At 46.1% G+C, this 17618-nt stretch carries 15 protein-coding genes; all 15 read right to left on the bottom strand.

What is annotated here, in order from left to right:
* Nucleotides 1-69: 69 nt before the first annotated feature.
* Nucleotides 70-2199 (bottom strand): flagellar hook-length control protein FliK, encoded by a 2130-nt coding sequence (locus tag AB4133_RS09955; RefSeq protein WP_372224327.1) that lies wholly within the window; start codon nt 2197-2199, stop codon nt 70-72.
* Between the two features lie 182 nt (nt 2200-2381).
* Nucleotides 2382-2819: a flagellar export protein FliJ gene (gene fliJ, locus AB4133_RS09950; RefSeq protein ID WP_372224325.1), complete on the bottom strand. Its 438-nt coding sequence runs from the start codon at nt 2817-2819 to the stop codon at nt 2382-2384.
* A gap of 19 nt (nt 2820-2838) precedes the next feature.
* A complete protein-coding gene (fliI, locus tag AB4133_RS09945) occupies nt 2839-4158 on the bottom strand; it encodes a flagellar protein export ATPase FliI (protein WP_017060680.1) in 1320 nt (439 codons plus the stop codon).
* Nucleotides 4158-4958, bottom strand: coding sequence for a flagellar assembly protein FliH (gene fliH, locus AB4133_RS09940; RefSeq protein WP_017060681.1), 801 nt, complete (start codon nt 4956-4958; stop codon nt 4158-4160). Before fliH ends, fliI begins: the two co-directional genes overlap by 1 nt.
* A 124-nt stretch (nt 4959-5082) precedes the next feature.
* The gene (fliG, locus tag AB4133_RS09935; protein ID WP_017060682.1) at nt 5083-6144 is read right to left on the bottom strand and encodes a flagellar motor switch protein FliG; all 1062 of its coding nucleotides are present in this window, start codon (nt 6142-6144) and stop codon (nt 5083-5085) included.
* Complete coding sequence (fliF, locus tag AB4133_RS09930; protein ID WP_017060683.1) at nt 6137-7879, bottom strand: flagellar basal-body MS-ring/collar protein FliF; 1743 nt, start codon at nt 7877-7879, stop codon at nt 6137-6139. The genes fliG and fliF overlap by 8 nt, the downstream gene beginning before the upstream one ends.
* A gap of 16 nt (nt 7880-7895) precedes the next feature.
* Entirely contained in the window at nt 7896-8207 is a 312-nt protein-coding gene (fliE, locus tag AB4133_RS09925; protein WP_017060684.1) for a flagellar hook-basal body complex protein FliE, read from the bottom strand.
* A gap of 132 nt (nt 8208-8339) precedes the next feature.
* Nucleotides 8340-9749 (bottom strand): sigma-54 dependent transcriptional regulator, encoded by a 1410-nt coding sequence (locus AB4133_RS09920; RefSeq protein ID WP_017060685.1) that lies wholly within the window; start codon nt 9747-9749, stop codon nt 8340-8342.
* A gap of 33 nt (nt 9750-9782) precedes the next feature.
* Entirely contained in the window at nt 9783-10823 is a 1041-nt protein-coding gene (locus AB4133_RS09915) for a PAS domain-containing sensor histidine kinase (protein ID WP_017060686.1), read from the bottom strand.
* Nucleotides 10824-11007: 184 nt separating this feature from the next.
* Complete coding sequence (locus tag AB4133_RS09910; protein ID WP_372224323.1) at nt 11008-12474, bottom strand: sigma-54 dependent transcriptional regulator; 1467 nt, start codon at nt 12472-12474, stop codon at nt 11008-11010.
* A 228-nt stretch (nt 12475-12702) separates the two neighbouring features.
* On the bottom strand, nt 12703-13113 hold the full coding sequence (gene fliS, locus AB4133_RS09905; protein WP_004736194.1) for a flagellar export chaperone FliS: 411 nt from the start codon (nt 13111-13113) through the stop codon (nt 12703-12705).
* A 12-nt stretch (nt 13114-13125) separates the two neighbouring features.
* Nucleotides 13126-13431 (bottom strand): flagellar protein FliT, encoded by a 306-nt coding sequence (locus tag AB4133_RS09900; RefSeq protein WP_017060688.1) that lies wholly within the window; start codon nt 13429-13431, stop codon nt 13126-13128.
* A 3-nt stretch (nt 13432-13434) separates the two neighbouring features.
* Nucleotides 13435-15462: a flagellar filament capping protein FliD gene (gene fliD, locus AB4133_RS09895; protein ID WP_372224321.1), complete on the bottom strand. Its 2028-nt coding sequence runs from the start codon at nt 15460-15462 to the stop codon at nt 13435-13437.
* A 22-nt stretch (nt 15463-15484) separates the two neighbouring features.
* On the bottom strand, nt 15485-15910 hold the full coding sequence (gene flaG, locus AB4133_RS09890; RefSeq protein ID WP_017066380.1) for a flagellar protein FlaG: 426 nt from the start codon (nt 15908-15910) through the stop codon (nt 15485-15487).
* An 81-nt stretch (nt 15911-15991) separates the two neighbouring features.
* Nucleotides 15992-17122 carry a flagellin gene (locus AB4133_RS09885; RefSeq protein WP_372118522.1) on the bottom strand — a complete coding sequence of 377 codons (1131 nt, stop codon included), beginning with the start codon at nt 17120-17122 and terminating at the stop codon, nt 15992-15994.
* Between the last annotated feature and the right edge of the window lie 496 nt (nt 17123-17618).

The raw sequence follows: 17618 nt of genomic DNA, 5'->3' as shown, positions 1-17618 counted from the left end.
CTTGCGATTAACTGATGGTTCTTTTTATTAACTGTTTTTTTCTATTAACCAAGCGTTCTTAGCCTGATATTAGGCATAATAACTAATTCCATCACGCTTTGATGCGACATTCAATTCAAGATTGCTGCCACTATCAAGGTTTTCATCACCTTGTGTATCATTTGTGCGGTTAGCGCCGGATTGTTGCTCACCATTGTTGTATCTATCTTGTCCCTGACCGGAGTTCTGTTGTTGAACAGACGAATCGGCAAGCTGCAGACCTTGCTGAGCAAGCATCTCTCTCAAGCGAGGTAAGGTTTGTTCAATCACATCTCTCGCTTGCTGATTACTCACCGTAAAGTGCACGCTTGCCACGTCATTATTCATGGTCATGCGGATTTTCATTTGGCCCAATTCTGGTGGGTCGAGACGAATGTCCAAGTTCTTAAGGTTCTTAGACATCATCATTTGTACTTTTTCAGCCACTTGCTCATTGGCTAGCTCTTTGGTGAGCTGTAAGGGCGCTTGTTGAGCAGCTTGAATTTCAGCTCGCGTAGGTGCTGAACCCACCGTTGCCGTACCTTGTGCACCAGCCGCAGAAGCGATCTGCTGAGCAAAGGTCGAATCTTTAGAATCTTCTTTAGCACCCGCTTTACCCAAACCAGACAGTGCTGCTGCACCGGCGCCCGCTTTAAGAAGCGTATCAGTCGAGCCTGCTTTTGTGGCAGCTGGCGTTGCATTCATCGCCATTCCTTGCGCGGTTAAAGCTGGATCCAACGTTGCTTGCTGCTGAGGTGAAGCCACATTAGCTTGTTGAGCTGCGGCCTGTTGGGCTGCATGTGCATTATTGGCGTGCAGCATTGCCGCCTTGTCCGTAAGAGCATTGTTTGCTGATTGAGAAGCGGCCTGCGCTGACACTTGTTGTGTAGCCGTCGCTACAGCTGCTGTTGATGCTGCCGCAGCTAAGGCTTTAGTTTCGCTTGAATCCGTATTATCCCAATCGATAGCAGTGGGTTCACCAGACGCACTGTTCGCAGCCGGAGCTTGACTTAGCAAAGCTGTTACTTGTTGTTGAACGTTAGCGAGCTGTTGATTCAACAGGTCTAGGTTAGAGGTCGCTTTAGCCAAAGCGGCTTGCTCATCAACCGTCAACTTAGCGCCACTTTGTTGCTTATCAAGCAAGCTATCGACAACAGACTGCTCTGATTCGATTTGTCCATTCAATTGGTTTAGCGCTTTGGTATGGGCATCTACTTGCTTTGCCAGTTCAATATCCACGGCTGACAATGCTTGGCTCTGCTCGGCAGCAACCGCACTAGCTGCATTCTTTTGGCTCAGCTCTCGGCTCATACTGGCTTCAATTTGTTCTGGAGTGACGCCTTTATCCATCAACTGTCGAATTTCAGTATCAGTTAGCTGAGAAACACCCTTACCTCCGGTAAGTACAGCGATTTCAGAATCGACTTCAAGGCTCTTCTCCTGATTTGCAGCCTTAGCTTGTTGTGTCGCCTTATCCGTAACGGAAACTCCTGCAACAGAAGCACCGGTGATATTACCTTGGGCTTGTTCTACCTGACCTTGCTGAGGCAAGCCTTTGCCGTTTGGCGCTTGATTTAGGGTTTTGTTTGCCTCATCCAATTGACCAAGCAATTTATTGCCTTCGCTCATCGCTGCATTGGCTTGCGATGCCTGCGTAGCACCATCTACCGCTGATGGACCCTGAGTTTGGGATTGAGCAATATGTTCTTTAGATTCGTTAGTCGTATCCTGCGCATCTTTACCATCTGCCTTATCTGCAACAGTCTTATCAGCGACAGTGCTATCAGTGCCCGAATTGGCTTTGAGCTGAGCCTCAGATCCAGACGCAGCCTCTGCTGATGTTTTATCAGCAGCTTTCTCGCCTTCTACTTCTGAAGCTGCTTGCTTGCTTTGCGCTTCGCTCACTTCGTCAGTAGCCTTTGATTCAGCGGAATCACCTTTGTTCGCTTCGGCTGACGCTTCACCTTCGGTAGATGTCTGTTTAGTATCAGGTTTCGCAGTGCTTTCTGTGTCTTTTGCTGCGACTTTACTGTCACTTTCTTCAAAGCCGAGCGCTTCTTTAAAGGACTCAAAGAAACCTTTAGAGTCGCCGGTTTCTTCTACCTTGGAAGAGGCAGAACCGGTGTCCAACAACGATGACATTTTGTTGGTCGCTGAATTTGAGGAAAGACTAACATTCATATATACAAGCTCTATCTACTAGCTTTGCTGCCATGAATCAGGCAACAAAAAGAAAGTCGGATGCTTTTCATGCCTTTGGTGGGCATAACGCGCAATTTTATATAAAACGGAGCAAGAAACATGCCTATAAGTTCGGTTTTCACAATATAGAGAACAGCACTGACGTCATTCGTGGCTTAGGATCACATCTTCTTTCGGCTGTATAACAGAGTCGAAAACTCATCCATTTGCTTTTGTTCTCTTCGATCTTGCAGCTTTGCTTTCTCTTTCTGCTTTTTCTCCATCAACCACTCGTAGGATTTACGTTTTTTGCGTAACTCCATCCAGTAGCTTTGGCAGTTGTCGACTTGATTTTTAAAGTGGTGCTCGGCTTCTCTCTGTTTGGATAATGTTTCATCCAACTGAGTTAAGAAGCGGTTCAAGTGACCATATTGGCTCGCCGTTAAGCCTACCTTGCCGCGGTCAACGAGCTGCTGACAGTAATCCAGTCGATACTTTTCAATCTGCGCAACCTGCTCATAGTAGCCTTGCAGCTCAGAGTTCGCTTTGTTGAGCGCAAGTACCGCTTGGTTCTCTTGATCTTTGGCTTGATCGAGCAAAAATTCTAATGCGTTATCCATGACTAACCTTATTCACCCGTTAGCCACCCAATACATGTTTCAACATGTTGACGCACATGTCGTATGGGACGGTCTCTTTCATCTTCTGCTGCAAGTACTCATCCAGTTTTGGTTTCAACGTGAAGGCACTATCGATTGCTGGATCCGTTCCTGGCTTGTAAGCACCAATCGACACCAAATCTTGGTTTTTACGGCAGATAGACAGCACTTGCCTTACCGCTTTCGACATCAAGACATGTTCTTCAGTGGTGATTTGCGGCATAACACGACTGACGGATTTCTCAACGTCAATCGCTGGGTAGTGACCGGCATCGGCCATCTCACGAGATAACACAACGTGACCATCGAGAATTGCTCGCGACGCATCCGCAATCGGATCTTGTAAGTCATCGCCTTCGGTTAACACGGTAAAGAAAGCCGTGATAGAACCTTGTTCATCATTGCCGTTACCTGCTCGTTCCACCAGCGCAGGAAGCTTAGCGAAGACTGATGGCGGATAGCCCTTGGTTGCTGGCGGCTCACCCACAGACAGAGCAATTTCACGCTGAGCTTGAGCAAAACGGGTCAATGAATCCATGAGTAGCAGAACATCTAAGCCTTGGTCGCGGAAGTACTCGGCGACAGCCAACGCGGTTTGACAGCCTTTTAAGCGCATCAATGGTGATGAGTCGGCAGGAGCGGCAACAACAACCGAACGCTTACGGCCATCTTCACCAAGAATCTCTTCAATAAATTCTTTAACTTCTCGTCCACGCTCACCGATTAGGCCTACGACCACTACTTGCGCAGTTGTGCCTCGAGTCATCATGCCCAGAGTTACGGATTTACCGACACCAGAGCCAGCAAACAGACCGATACGTTGCCCTTTACCCACGGTTAGCAAACCATTAATGGCTTTCAAGCCGACATCGAGTGGTTCAGAAATCGGTTTACGAGCTAACGGGTTGATTGGCTCCGCATTAAATGAAGCGCGTTGCTCTGTATAGATTGGACCTAAACCGTCGAGTGGATTACCTACGCCGTCGATCACTCGACCGAGCAGTTCCATTCCAACAGGGATACCACTTTCGGTAGTCATTGGCGTGACGCGAGCGCCAGGTAAGATCCCGGTGATTTGCTCACTCGGCATCAAAAATAGGTTATCGCCAGAGAAACCGACGACTTCGGCTTCCATCTGACCAGACATGGTTTCGACTAAACACAAACTGCCGATTGGCGCTTTACAGCCGGTCGCTTCAAGCGTTAAGCCAACAACGCGTACTAATTTACCAGAGGCAATTGGTCGCGATTTTAGCCCCTCGACTTTGTACTGACTGAGACGATTCGCTAACTCAAGCATTACTCATGACCTTGGTGACGATTTGCGCCGCAGAAATTTTGAATAACGTTCTTTACACGATCTTCCATGCGGTAGTTAACGCTCGACTCACCCGCTTCAATTTGTACATCACCACGGTTGAGTGCTGGCTCTGCGACCAGCGTCCAATTACGGCAGTCCAATTCAGTCTCGCCATACGCAGAGCGAATGATCGCCACATCTTCCGGATTGAGTTTCAATGTGATTGCGTGACCAGAAATCGGCAACGACTCTACCGATTCTTTAACGGTATCTAATATGATTTGTGGGTTGGTTTGCACTTCAACATGAACCACTTCTTTGACCATGGTAAGCACCATGTCGACCAATTGCTTCTCCACCTGAGCGTTCATCAACTCTAATGGTTGAGCGAACTGGTTTGCCAGCCCCATGAAGACGGCCACCTGCTGTTGAATGTACTCTTGACCCGCGGTTACGCCTTCAAGCTTGCCGGCTTCGTTGCCTTCTTCGTGACCGGCAGCAAAACCTTCTTCTTTGCCTTTTTCATAGCCTTGCTTAAAGCCCGCCTCTTGGCCTTGATGCAGCCCTTCCTGATAAGCGCCTTGTTTAATCAGCTCGATTTGCTCTTCAGTCAGAACCAGCTCTTCATCTTCAATGGCTTCTTCAACCGTTGGCATCCAACTAGGGTCGTAGTTAAAAGCGGTTTCTTTGGCTTGTTTGCTCACGTCAGAGGTGTAGTCAGGCAGCCCCCATTTCTGAGGTTGGGCAACCGTATTATCTTCTTCAGGGCGAAGGAAGCCGCGTTTTCTATCACCTGACATATCAGTACCTATCTATGAGTGGCTTAACTGTATTGTGAATTCAAGCAGTTAAACTGAGTTAATCTGTGATTCGAGATTGGATAAAGAAAAGCCCCAACAGTGTGGGGCTTTTGAGATTTCTGTATTAAAGGAACTCGTCGGCGCCACCAGACAGCATAATTTCGCCACTGTCTGCCATCTTCCTCGCGATACCCAAAATCTCTTTCTGAGCCGCTTCAACATCAGAGACTTTGACTGGCGGCATCGCCTCAATATCGTCTCTCATCATATCGGCAGCACGTTTAGACATGTTCTTGAAGATCTTCTCACGTAGACCTTCATCTGCACCTTTAAGTGCTTTCTGTAGAATATCTTGTGGAACATCACGTAGTAGTCGTTGAACACCTTGGTCATCAACTTCAATAAGGTTTTCAAAGACAAACATCAGATCTTGAATCTGTGTTGCCATGTCTTCGTCTTGGTCACGGATTTGATCCATCAAGACGCCTTCCACGTTGTTATCCATGTAGTTCATGATCTCAGCCGCGGCTTTCAGGCCACCAATTTTGGCAGCTTGAGCACCCGCTTGACCCGCGAACTGTTTCTCCATGATTTCATTCAGTTCAGCAAGCGCCGAAGGTTGAACTTCTTCAAGGTTGGCAATACGCATCATCAGATCCAGACGAACTCGCTCTGGGAACTGAGACAGGATCTCAGCCGATTGATCGGCATCGAGGTACGACAACACAATAGTTTGAATTTGAGGGTGCTCGTTGATGATAATGCTCGCCACCTGACGAGGATCCATCCACTTAAGCGAATCCAAACCTTTCGAACCTGTGCCGAGAAGGATTTGGTCAACAAGGTTATTCGCCTTGTCTTCACCCAGAGCAGCAACTAACGCATTACGCATGAAGTCTTCGCTGCCCATACCAATGTTGGTGTACTTCTGAATATCATCTAAGAAAGCACGGTGCACAGCGCCTACTTTCTCTTGGGATAGGTCTGTAGCTCGCGCCATCGCACTACCCACACGCTGAACCTGCTTTGGCTCTAGGTGACGAATAATACCAGCAGCATCTTCTTCATTTAAACTGAGCAACAAGATCGCAGCGCGCTCATCGCCTGAGATAGAGCCGATATCCACGCTAGAGACATCAAGCACTTCACCGCCTTCAGTTTGTTGTGGAACTATTTCGTTAGCCATCTACCATCCAATTCTTAACTACTTGAGCTGCTAGCTCTGGTTCATTCGCTACAAGTGCACGTACTGCTTTCAGCACGTCCTCGTCTTTATGAAGGTTTGGTAAGTCGATACTTGAACCAAATTCAAACAGCTCACCACCTTCAATATCACCACCAATTAAGCTGGTTTCGCCGTCGGCACCAATTGGCATGCCATCAGGTCCGTACATCTGTTCATCGTTGTCTGCTGCTGGGTTAAGCAGTTTCTTCATTGCAGGGCGAACAAGTACCAACACCACCACAATGATAACCAAGGCACTTGCAAACCAACGAACCCAATCATTGAAGTTTGGATGCTCCCAGATTGGCACATCAGCAACAACATCTGTTACTTGAGGTGCAAACTGCATGCTTAATACGTTGAGCAAATCACCACGAGTTTCATCAAAGCCCACCGTACCAATCAGTACTTGGCGAATCGCATTGATTTCGCTCGCCGGGATTGGCGTATGAACCACTTCACCCGTATCTGGGTTCAAGGATTGGCGGTCTTTGATCGCAACAGAAACCGTCTGACGATTAACCGTGCCGCTCTGTTTACGTTCATGACTGATGGTGGTGTCTAGCTCAAAGTTTCGAGTCGCTTCTTTGTGAACAGAGCCTTGACCTGTCATCGCGCCGTCTTTCATCTGAGCCACATCTTGTGGAATTGAGGCATCCGCTGGAGGCTGGTTACTCAACGCACCCGGAATACCCGCCACCGTATTTCCATTGTTGTAATCTTCTAAGGTGTATTCACTTCGAGTCGCCGGTGTATTCGGATCAAAACGTTTTCTGGTTTGCTCCACAGCACTGAAATCGAGCTGGATATCAACCTGAGCGGTGTAGTTACCAAACCCAAGAATAGGAATCAGGATGGAGTCAATTTTTTCACGCAGCGCTTGTTCTTGATTGCGCTCTAACTCGTGTTCTTTACGACGCGCCGCTGACATAGGGTCTTGAGAGCCTGAGCTCAACAATCGGCCATGCTGATCGGTCACCGTAATACGTGAGGTTTTCATTCCCGGAACGGCACTTGCCACCATATCCACAACAGAATCAACTTCTTGCTGCTTGAGGTTAGTACCTGTTTTTAGAGTTAGGAATACAGAAGCAGAGGCTTCTTGATTATGACGTACAAAAACACTCTGCTTCGGCAGGGCCAATAAAACCTGAGCTTTACGCACCTGTTTCATCTGCTCAATGGCTTTGGCAAGTTGTCTTTCGCGGCTTAATTTAAGGCGTTCTTGTTCTAAACGTTGTGATACACCAAAACCCATGTCTTGCATGAGGATGTCATCACCCGCGTTTCGCTCTTGATTCAAACCCGCTCGTACCATATTAAGCTTTAATGAGTTGTACTCACTCGCCGGTACTGAGATGGTATTGCCTTCAAGCGTGTAATCGATCTTTTGCAGATCTAAGTAATCAAGAACGGGGATCAATTCTTCTGTTTCGTAAGCCCCTAATGGACGCATTTCTGGCTCTTTTACCCAGAAAAACAGCATCACAATCAGCGCTACACAGATAGAGATAGAAAGGACTAAGACGACCTGACGAAGTAAATCAAGATCACCGACAGCCATATCGAACTTCGATGAACTGCGTTCACCTAGATCGGGATTTTGCCCTTCTCCGTCTAGCTCAGAGCCTGCAATAAGTGCATGGTCGTTGCTATCGCTTACGGTTAAATCTGTTGTTTGACTATTATCTGCCACTATTTAACTACCCAACTTATACCGGCATATTCATCAGCTCTTTGTACGATTCGACCAATTTATTTCTAATTTGGATCGTCGCCTCAAAAGCCACACTAGATTTATTACGAGCAATCATCACGTCCGATAGGGATACGCTTTGGTCGCCACTATCAAAACGAGCTTGAAGATCACCTGAGGTCTTTTGTAATGAGTTCACATTATTGATGGCATTAGTCAGCATGTTGCCAAAATCTGCACCGACCGCTTGCCCCGTTGCTGCGGGACGCGCGCTGGCAGCTTCGACCATCATTGCCTGCATTTCGCCTTGTAAACCATCTATTCTCATCTACTACCTCAGGAGTCAAAATTATGACCATCTATTTAGCTATATTATTGACAGAGCAATTAGCGTGCCACACATTTAATTGACTAGATATCGTATTACACTAGTCAGAAAGCTGACACTACTAATCTATCCTCAGTTTGGGATATCTATTCCAGCATCGCGCATTTTAGCCAACTTGTAACGCAGTGTACGAGGGCTAATGCCCAGTTTTTCAGCCATATCTTTGCGTCGGCCATTACATGCAATCAGGGTTTCAAGAATGATCGCATACTCTTGATCTCTAAGCTCATTACCTAACCCTTCGCTGCTAGCCGCGATTTTATTGATTGGGTTTGCTTCGGCAATAGGCTTAATTTCTGGCGCAGCTACGTCACTGCCTTCGACGATTTGTTGTAGGCTGCTTGCGTCTTGCCAATCGACACCTTCAAGAAGGATATGCTCACCAGAGATGTTCTCTTGTTCGCTCAATATTAGCGCACGCTGTACCACATTGTCTAATTCGCGAACATTGCCCGGCCACGGATAATTGACGAGTTTGCTGATCGCTTGTGCTGACATAACGGGTACAGGCATACCAAGTTTGGTGCAGTGGCGCTCAACTAAGTGCTTGGCTAAAGGCTCAATATCGCCTTTACGCTCGCACAATGGAGGCCAAGAAATTGGGAATACATTCAGGCGGTAGTATAAATCCTCACGGAAATTCCCTTCAGAAACATACTGTTTAAGGTCTCGGTTACTGGTCGCTAATACACGAACATCCAATTTGATGCTCTTACGACTACCTAATCGCTCAACTTCGCGCTCTTGCAAAACACGCAGTAGTTTGGCTTGTAGGCTAAGATCCATTTCACTGATCTCATCCAACAGAATTGTACCGCCCTGCGCTTGCTCGAATTTCCCCGGGCAAGCTTGAATAGCGCCAGTAAATGCGCCTTTTTCATAACCAAACAGGGTCGCTTCTAACATGTTGTCTGGGATCGCCGCGCAGTTAATCGCGACAAACGGGCCATCTTTTCGGCTAGAAGCATTGTGAATGTAGCGAGACATCACCTCTTTACCAGAACCACTCGGGCCCAACACCATGACGTTGGCATCGGTTTTCGCAACTTTATCAGCCAGCATCATTAGCTTGATACTTTTTTCATCAGCAACGATAGCGTCGCCGTTGTCATCCGACTTTACAGGCGCATAACGGCTGACCATGTTGAGCAGCACTTCTGGCGCAAATGGCTTTGCCATATAGTCGATAGCGCCCTCTTTCATTGCAGCAACGGCATCTTCGATGTTGGCGTACGCTGTCATTAGCAATACCGGCAAATTTGGCCAATGCTGCTTAATGTTTCTCAATAGTGCCAAGCCACCCATGCCCGCCATCTGCACGTCAGATACGACAATATCAACGGAGTTCGATTTTAATTTGACCAGAGCATCTTCCGCACAATCCGCTTCCAGCCATTCATAGCCAGCAAGCGCGAGTGTGTCGACAAGGGCTTCGCGTAGACCTTCATCATCTTCGACGATTAACACTTTGCTTTGAGCCATAGGATTCTCCAGTGTAAATTCAGTTAAAACTTATTAGTCTTCAGAAGAAGCACTTCTTTCAAGCGGTAGACACATGGTAAAGCATGCGCCGTCGCCTTCTTCTGATATCAATTCCAGTCGGCCTTCATGTGCTCGACATACCATTTGTACAACCGCTAAGCCTAGACCTGTACCTTGTGAACGAGTGGTAAAGAAGGGTTCCATTATTTTACCTTGAAGCTCTTTCGGTACGCCGGGGCCACTGTCTTGCACTGATATCTTAAGCTCGCCATTTACGGGCCTAAAAAACACATCGATCTGCGATTCCTTACCCGCAATTTGAACCGCGTTCAACACTAGGTTGCTTAACGCTGAGGCGATAGCATTGGCGTTGCCGAACATTTGAGTCTGTTCGCCCTCAACTTCTTGGCAATAATCAATCTGGTTAGTTTTCAATGCCGCTTCCACCATAGGGTGAAATTCAGTGATCAATTCAGCCACAGTAAATGGCTTAACGACTTTGTTGTCACCACCTTTGGCAAACAACAGCATGTCGTTCACTTGCTTCTCTAAGTCATGCAATCTATCCATAAGCTTAGATTGAAAACGCGTTTTTGTTGCCGGCGGCAGATTTGGCGCGGCAAGGTTTGATGCATACAGCATCGCACTTGAAAGCGGCGTTCGCACTTGATGGGCAAGCGAGGCCACCATTCTACCTAATGAAGACAAACGCTGAAGATCACTCACGCGAGACTGCAATAGTCGGGTCTCGGTCAGATCGGTAATCAAAATCAGCTGACCCGTGGTAGAGGCTGAAATCGCCAAACGCACTTTTCGCCCGTTCTTCAATGAGATCTCATGACCGTCATCGTCTTTTGGGTCAAAGGCACTTTGAATAACTGAAAACCACTTCTCGCCAACCAACTCAACACCAAGAATACGATGCGCTTCAGGGTTCGCTTCTCTCACTTCGCCGTGTGTATCTAACAAGATAACCCCAGCTGGCATCACGTCGAGTACTTGCTTATAGCGCTCAACCTGCTGTTCAACAGAATCTAGGTGTGATTGATTTTCTGGTTCGTTAGATACGCGCATGTCAAAAATTTGCCTCAAATACTAAAACAGCCTGAGACGTACAACACGAGTCAGGCTATTTGCTATATTTATCACATAGTTAAGCAAGCAACAACTCGACTATGGTTTATCTGTTCACTTAGCTAGAGTTACCAAATAGCTAAAAAGTGTGTGCTAGTTTTTCGTTTTCATCGAAAACTGGACACTATCGCTGCAAGTTATATTTACGCATTTTTTCAACCAGAGTGGTTCTACGCATTCCAAGCATGTCAGCAGCACGAGCAACAATGCCGCCCTGCGCTTCCAACGCTTGATTGATCATATTCACTTCCATATCCGCGAGTAGCTCTTTCAAGTTAACCCCTTCTGGCGGTAACTCTTGAGGCGCATTAGCATTGTCGGCAATATCATCTTGCTGATCAAAACTGAAATCTTCTGAGAATAAGTCAGCAAGTGCATCACGCTCTTGCTCCTCTTCAGATCCAAAGCTATTAAACTCTGGCTGGAACTCAGGGATATCGCTGTATCGATATTTAGTTGGCAGGTGATTCACATCAACCAAGCTGTTTGGATACAAGATAACCATTCGTTCAACCAGGTTCGCTAGTTCACGAACGTTACCTGGCCAGTAATGCTCCATCAAAGAGTTGATAGCACGAGCCGTGAAACAGATAGGCATGCTGCCTTCCGCTTCCATTCGAGTCATCAGCTCTTGAAGCAACAGTGGAATATCTTCTTTACGATCTTGAAGCGCCGGCATTTCAATCGGGAATACATTTAAGCGGTAGTAAAGATCTTCACGGAACGAATCATCGTCGATCATATCTTCAAGGTTGCGGTGGGTTGCCGCAATCACTCTAACATCAGCTTGTATGGTGCTATTGCCACCTACACGCTCAAAGCATCGCTCTTGCAGTACTCGTAGCAGCTTAACTTGCATCGCCATCGGCATATCGCCAATTTCATCAAGAAACAGTGTGCCACCTTCAGCCAATTCAAAACGGCCTTTACGTGCGGTAATCGCCCCAGTAAATGCGCCCTTCTCATGACCAAACAGTTCACTTTCAAGCAAATCAGGTGGAATCGCGCCACAGTTTACAGGAACAAAAGGCCCTGAACGACGTTTAGAGTGATAGTGAATGTTACGCGCTACGACTTCTTTGCCTGTACCAGATTCACCAAGAATCAGCACGTTCGCTTCCGTAGAAGAGACTTGTTCAATTAAGTGACGTACTTCTTGAATGCCAGCACTTTGTCCTACTAGGCTGCGAAACAGGGTGTTCTTGCGTGCCGAAGACACAACTTGAACACCTTTGCGGCCTAAGAAGTCTTTACAGTGTCTTAATGCATCACTTAATTGCGGGAAGTTAAGAGGAAGTTCAAGCTCACCAACATAGTTAGTCAACTCGTCAACCGGGTGATTGTTTTTGCCAATCACCAGTAAAGGGATGTGATTGGCGTGAACAAGCTTCTCATTCAGTAATGCGTTGAAGCCTTTACCTTTAATGGTACCAATAATGCAGCCGGCCCACTGTAGTGACCAGTCAACTTTACGTGCTTGTTCAGAGCTGATTACTTCGCAGCTCTCTCCTACAAACTCTAATATTGTGCTTAAATTGTGACGATCTTGAGCGTTATCGTCGACGACAAGCAGTTTTGCCAAACCTTGCATAAGTAGGAATTATTGCCTTTATTTTGGTGCGATGCAGAAAAACGGTGAGCGACGTAATCGATAAAACAGAGAAAAGTATCAATGATTATGGTCTACGTGGACAAATTTAGGAAATCAGCAACGAAAAAAGCCATTAGGCTATCTAATGGCTTCTATTTTATTTGATTAAAAAAATAAGGCAACCAACCAATTAAGGGATATGAGATTGGTTAAAACTGCAATTTTTCTTTAAATACCTACGTCAGCGGACGTCAAGTTGTGATATTCGTTCGGAATTTGGTCCCAAGCGCTCTTAATTTCGCGAATAATATCGATAACATCATCAATAGGCTGTGGGTCATTTTTGTGATTTGCCGCAGAAATTTGCGTGATCATGAACTCATAAAGTTGATCTAGGTTTTTCGCAATATCGCCACCATCGTCCATAGATAGGCAACTACGTAGGCTAATAATGATATCTAGAGCCTTACCAAGTCGCTCACCTTTCACTGGGATGTTGCCTGCTTGCATTGCCGCTTTGCCTTGAATCAAACGCTCGATAGCACCGGCCATTAGCATTTGTACAATCTTATGCGGTGAGGCAGCCGTTAGCTGACTATCCACTGATACCTTTTTATATGCCTGTAAAGAACCGCGCATAGTAAACCTCTTCTATAAAAACTTTTTGTATTGTTGAACTGATTTAGCGCCGTGACGGTATTTATGTAGGGTCTTACCTACTCGACTCGTCTCAGACTGCATCAATTCGACTAATTTTCTGGTTCTGGTAATGGCTTCAAACCATTCAGAACTTTGCTTAACGTCGGGATGTGAGTCGATTATTTGAAGCACGTTTTGCAATAACTGTTCTCTGTTATCGACAAGCTGCGTTATTTCTTCAGCATTAATTTCACTAAATTCCAGTTTAGAGATAATTAGTTGATCGAGTTCACAAAGCTCTTGTAGCTGGCTATTCATCTATTAGCCCAACGCATTCATCATACTGCCCAGCTGAGATTGCATCTTACTGGTCGCATCTTGCATGGCTGTGAACTTAGAGTGGGTACGGCTCTCTAGGCTGTCCATGCGGCGGTCGAGCGCGCTTTGGTCATCAACCAAACGGTAGTTTTGCTCGACCAAGCTCTTTTCTCTAGTACGGATTGAACCCGTGATACCTGTGATACCTTGAATCGCATCTTCCACTTTTTTGGCGAAACCGTTGTTGCCACCAAAGAACTCACCCAACTTATCAAAGTTATTGTTGAGTTGACGGTCAAGCATATCGTAGTTGATTTCTAGCGAGCCTTGTCTTGTGGTGGTGATACCGAATTCAGTCAAAGACTTTAGATTGTCTGGCGCACCTTCGATACTTGATGAGAACACCCCTTTCAATCGGGAGTCGGCGTTACGCACTGTACTGTCACCAGAGAGCGGGCCTTTTTGACCAGTCGTTGGATCAACACCCGCGAGGTCTTTCGACACTTGATAGAACTGGTTATAAGAGCTCACAAAGGATTCGATATCTTGGCGAACACTGTTACGGTCGTACTCCACACCAATTTCTGCCGGCGGCTTATCTTTTGGCGTTTTTCCTTTCACCGTAATATCAATACCTTCAATGGCATCTTCAATCACATTGTTATTACTAGAGAGTTGAGCAACACCATCTAGGACAACCATAGAATCTTGGCCAGCCTGAACTTCAGTCATTCCACTATAGGTATCAAAAGATTGCTGTGCTTGTTCAAGATCTGCTTGCGCTTTATCGACCTTCTCTAAGAGCTCGCGCTCTTCGGGTTCTAATTTGGCACGCTCAATTTTCTTGGCTTGCTCTGCGGTGAGTTCGCCTTTTTGAACTTTCTCAGCCAACTCCGCTTTTTCTTGTGAAATCTTCTCTTCGATACGCGCTTGCTCAGCCTCAAGCTTTTGTTGGGCTTCTTTCGGTGTCACGTAGGAATCCGTCAACGTACCTGAGGCAGCATTTGACCATCCCGGTACATCAGGTGCCTTCTCTATTGCTTTTTCATCAAGCTCAAGTTCTGGTGTATAGTAAGAGTCAAGAAGCGTACCAGAGGCAGTTTCCGTCCAACCTGGGATATTGTCTTCAGGCATGACAGATTTTGCCGCTTTAGCTGCATCAAGAGCTGCTTGGCCGTCGGCGGCGGCTTGTTCTCCGTAGCTAAGGCTTTGAGAGTCTTCGTCAGCAACGGAGGTAGAATCAGTTTGGGATGCAGGGATGACATTGCCATCTTTATCGAGTGTTTCATTCGCATTTGGGTCATCGCTAGCGATCACTTCATCGATGAGTTCAACGGCTTTTCCTGCAGGGGTTAGAGCTAGAATATCTTGAGCAGCAACGCGCGCTTTCTCTAGCGCTTTAACACGTTCTTCAAGCGTTTTGTATTCGAGTTTTTTTAAGGGATTGGCAGCATCTGACTCAACATTAATGCTGATCTGCTGATCTGAACCAGACTGGTTCGAGGCAATAATAAGTCTTGGACCTTCGACATCGTTGATAATAGATGCACGAACGCCTGGGTTGCTATCTGCACCGTTGATACCACGAACAACTTCGATAAGTCTCGATCTGTCGCCAACTTGCACGTCAAAGCTGTCATCACCAAGCGAAACCTGCAGCTTACCTGGGCCAAATTTCATGTCCTCTGACAGTACATCAGAAGCCACTTTATGGCTTTGGGCAAGCTGCAACACATCGATGGCATATTTGCCAGCGATCGCTTCGGTAGTCGCGGTTGCAGAGACAAGCGCTTCATCGGTACTTTCCACTGTTCGCACAGCAAAAGCTTTTTCCTGACGAAAGTTTGTCATCAGGTTTTTCATCGAATCAAGGGATTCTCTGAGTCTTCCATAGGCACTAATGCTGGTATCGATTCGCGTTCGTTCATTGTCGATTCGTTGCTGTTTAGGTACACGCTCCGAATCAACAATTTTGCTGACCATGGAATTGATATCCATGCCAGACGAAATCCCCATTGGGCCAAAACTCATTAAATCACCTCAATAATACGACTTAAACCTTCACCTCAAATATTCGACTATTCGAGTTTTGGGCTGCTAGGCGTCTTAGAATTTCAAGCATTTCTTCATCAGGGATCTGGCGAATAATATCACCGGTTGTGGTCTCATAAATGGTAACCACATCTCTCCCAGATTCTTCATCGACCTTAAAAGCCACACCTTTATTGAGAGAGGAGATAAACTCGTTTACCTTCTCCACCATTTTGACTCGCTCTTCATCATTTAACTCTTGTCTATGTTGAGCTAATTGAATCGCCGCTTCGGTAGCTTCCTCTTTCGATTTCTCTACCTTGTCATAAGATGTTGCTTCTTTTAGTCGCGAAAGACTCGACGCACTACTACCTTCATCGCTTGCAATTTTAATGCCATTAGGTGAGCCATAAGGCTGGATGTTCGATGCGTTGGATGATATTTCCATAACACTCTCCCTCCCTCCTTTATGAGCCAAACAGTAAAACTCTACCCAGAGTAGAGTTTACCGCTACTTACCGAGGTAAGTTTAGCCCAATAAGCTTAGAGCTGCTGATGGTGACTGTTTTGCTTGAGCTAGGATAGAAGTACTCGCCTGTTGTAGGATTTGAGACTTCGTCATAGCTGTTGTTTCTTTCGCGTAATCGGTATCTTTGATACGGCTCTTAGACGCATTAACGTTTTCGTTGATGTTGTCTAAGTTGCTGATTGCATGGTCAAAACGGTTTTGGAAAGCACCTAGAGAAGCACGTTGGCTATCAACAGATTTTAGAGCACCATCAATGATAGATACTGCTTCGTTTGCACCTGCAACAGAAGTTACGTCGATATCGTTAACGGTAACGTCTTTACCAGCACCGATACCTAGTTCGCCCGCAAGGCTGCCGCCAAACTCAACATCACCTTCAACTTTTTGGCTTGAAGCGAAAAGTTGCAGTTTACCGCCTTCACCCACAGACGCTTTAACGTCTTCACTTTGACCGTTGATGTAAGTTGCTAGCTCTTCAATATCGTTGCCTTCTTTCGCAGAAATGGACAACTCTTGAGCTTCACCAAATTTATCGTTGTACTTAATCGTTAGATCAGCACCAGCACCTACACGCCAAGAAGCATCTTTGCCTTCTTCTACGCCGTAGCTCTTACCGCCCATTTCTTGAGTATCGGTGCGCATGTTCCCCATAGAAAGCATTACCGCCTCACCAGAATCTGCACCGATTTGGAAAGATTGACTACCGTAAGTTCCGTTAAGAAGCCTGTTACCACCAAAAGAAGTTGTTTCAGCAATACGGTTAAGTTCTTTGTTCAGAGCAGAGACTTCTTCTTGGATCGCAACACGTTCAGATTTGCTGTTTGAACCATTTGAAGATTGAAGAGAAAGGTCACGCATACGTTGCAGAATGTTGGTTGACTCATTCATTGCACCTTCCGCTGTCTGTGCAATAGAGATACCATCATTCGCGTTTTTCACAGCCATATCTAGGCCACGGCTTTGCGACGTTAAGCGGTTAGAGATTTGTAGGCCTGCAGCATCATCTTTTGCGCTATTGATTTTATAGCCAGAAGACAAACGCTCCATTGATTTTTGAGTACCTTCAGCCGCGCTATTCAGGTAGCGCTGAGCCGTCATTGCAGACACATTAGTGTTTACATTAATCGCCATAGTTGATCTCCTTTAGGCATTTTTTAATGCACTTATGTGACTCTCACCTCACACAAATACATGTCAATTTGTTTATGCACCAGTGTCTCTCTCACCTTACATTGGTACATATCATTTCTCTCAATCCCTTTAACGGCGCCTTAATTAGAAGCTTTAATAAAAAATGCGCTTTTTTTCATATTCTTTTCAACAACAAAGGAAAGTGTGATCGGGCTTCAATTAATAGGGCGACATTCGCTAAAGTTGCCCCATTATTTAAGTTAATGAGCGTAGTGTTGAATATAAAGTCAGAAGAGATCCCTGATATCTCGTTCTACTCGATTCTGGGGTGACGAAAGACTGCTTCGATGTAGTAAGCGAGGAAACCATCATTTCCCAATTCCCGTCACTCCCTACAGTGAGGAGCGAGCGTGATAGGGAATCTCGCTTTCCAATCAACGACCAACACCAAAACTCCCCCCTTCTCCAAATTGCAGGCAATAAAAAAGGTTCATCG

Origin of the sequence: Vibrio sp. 10N.286.52.F8, assembly GCF_041468745.1 — a bacterium.
GTDB classification, from domain to species: Bacteria; Pseudomonadota; Gammaproteobacteria; order Enterobacterales; family Vibrionaceae; genus Vibrio; species Vibrio crassostreae_C.
The sequence above is the reverse complement of the archived record's forward strand: the minus strand, read 5'-3'. Positions and strand labels throughout refer to the sequence as shown.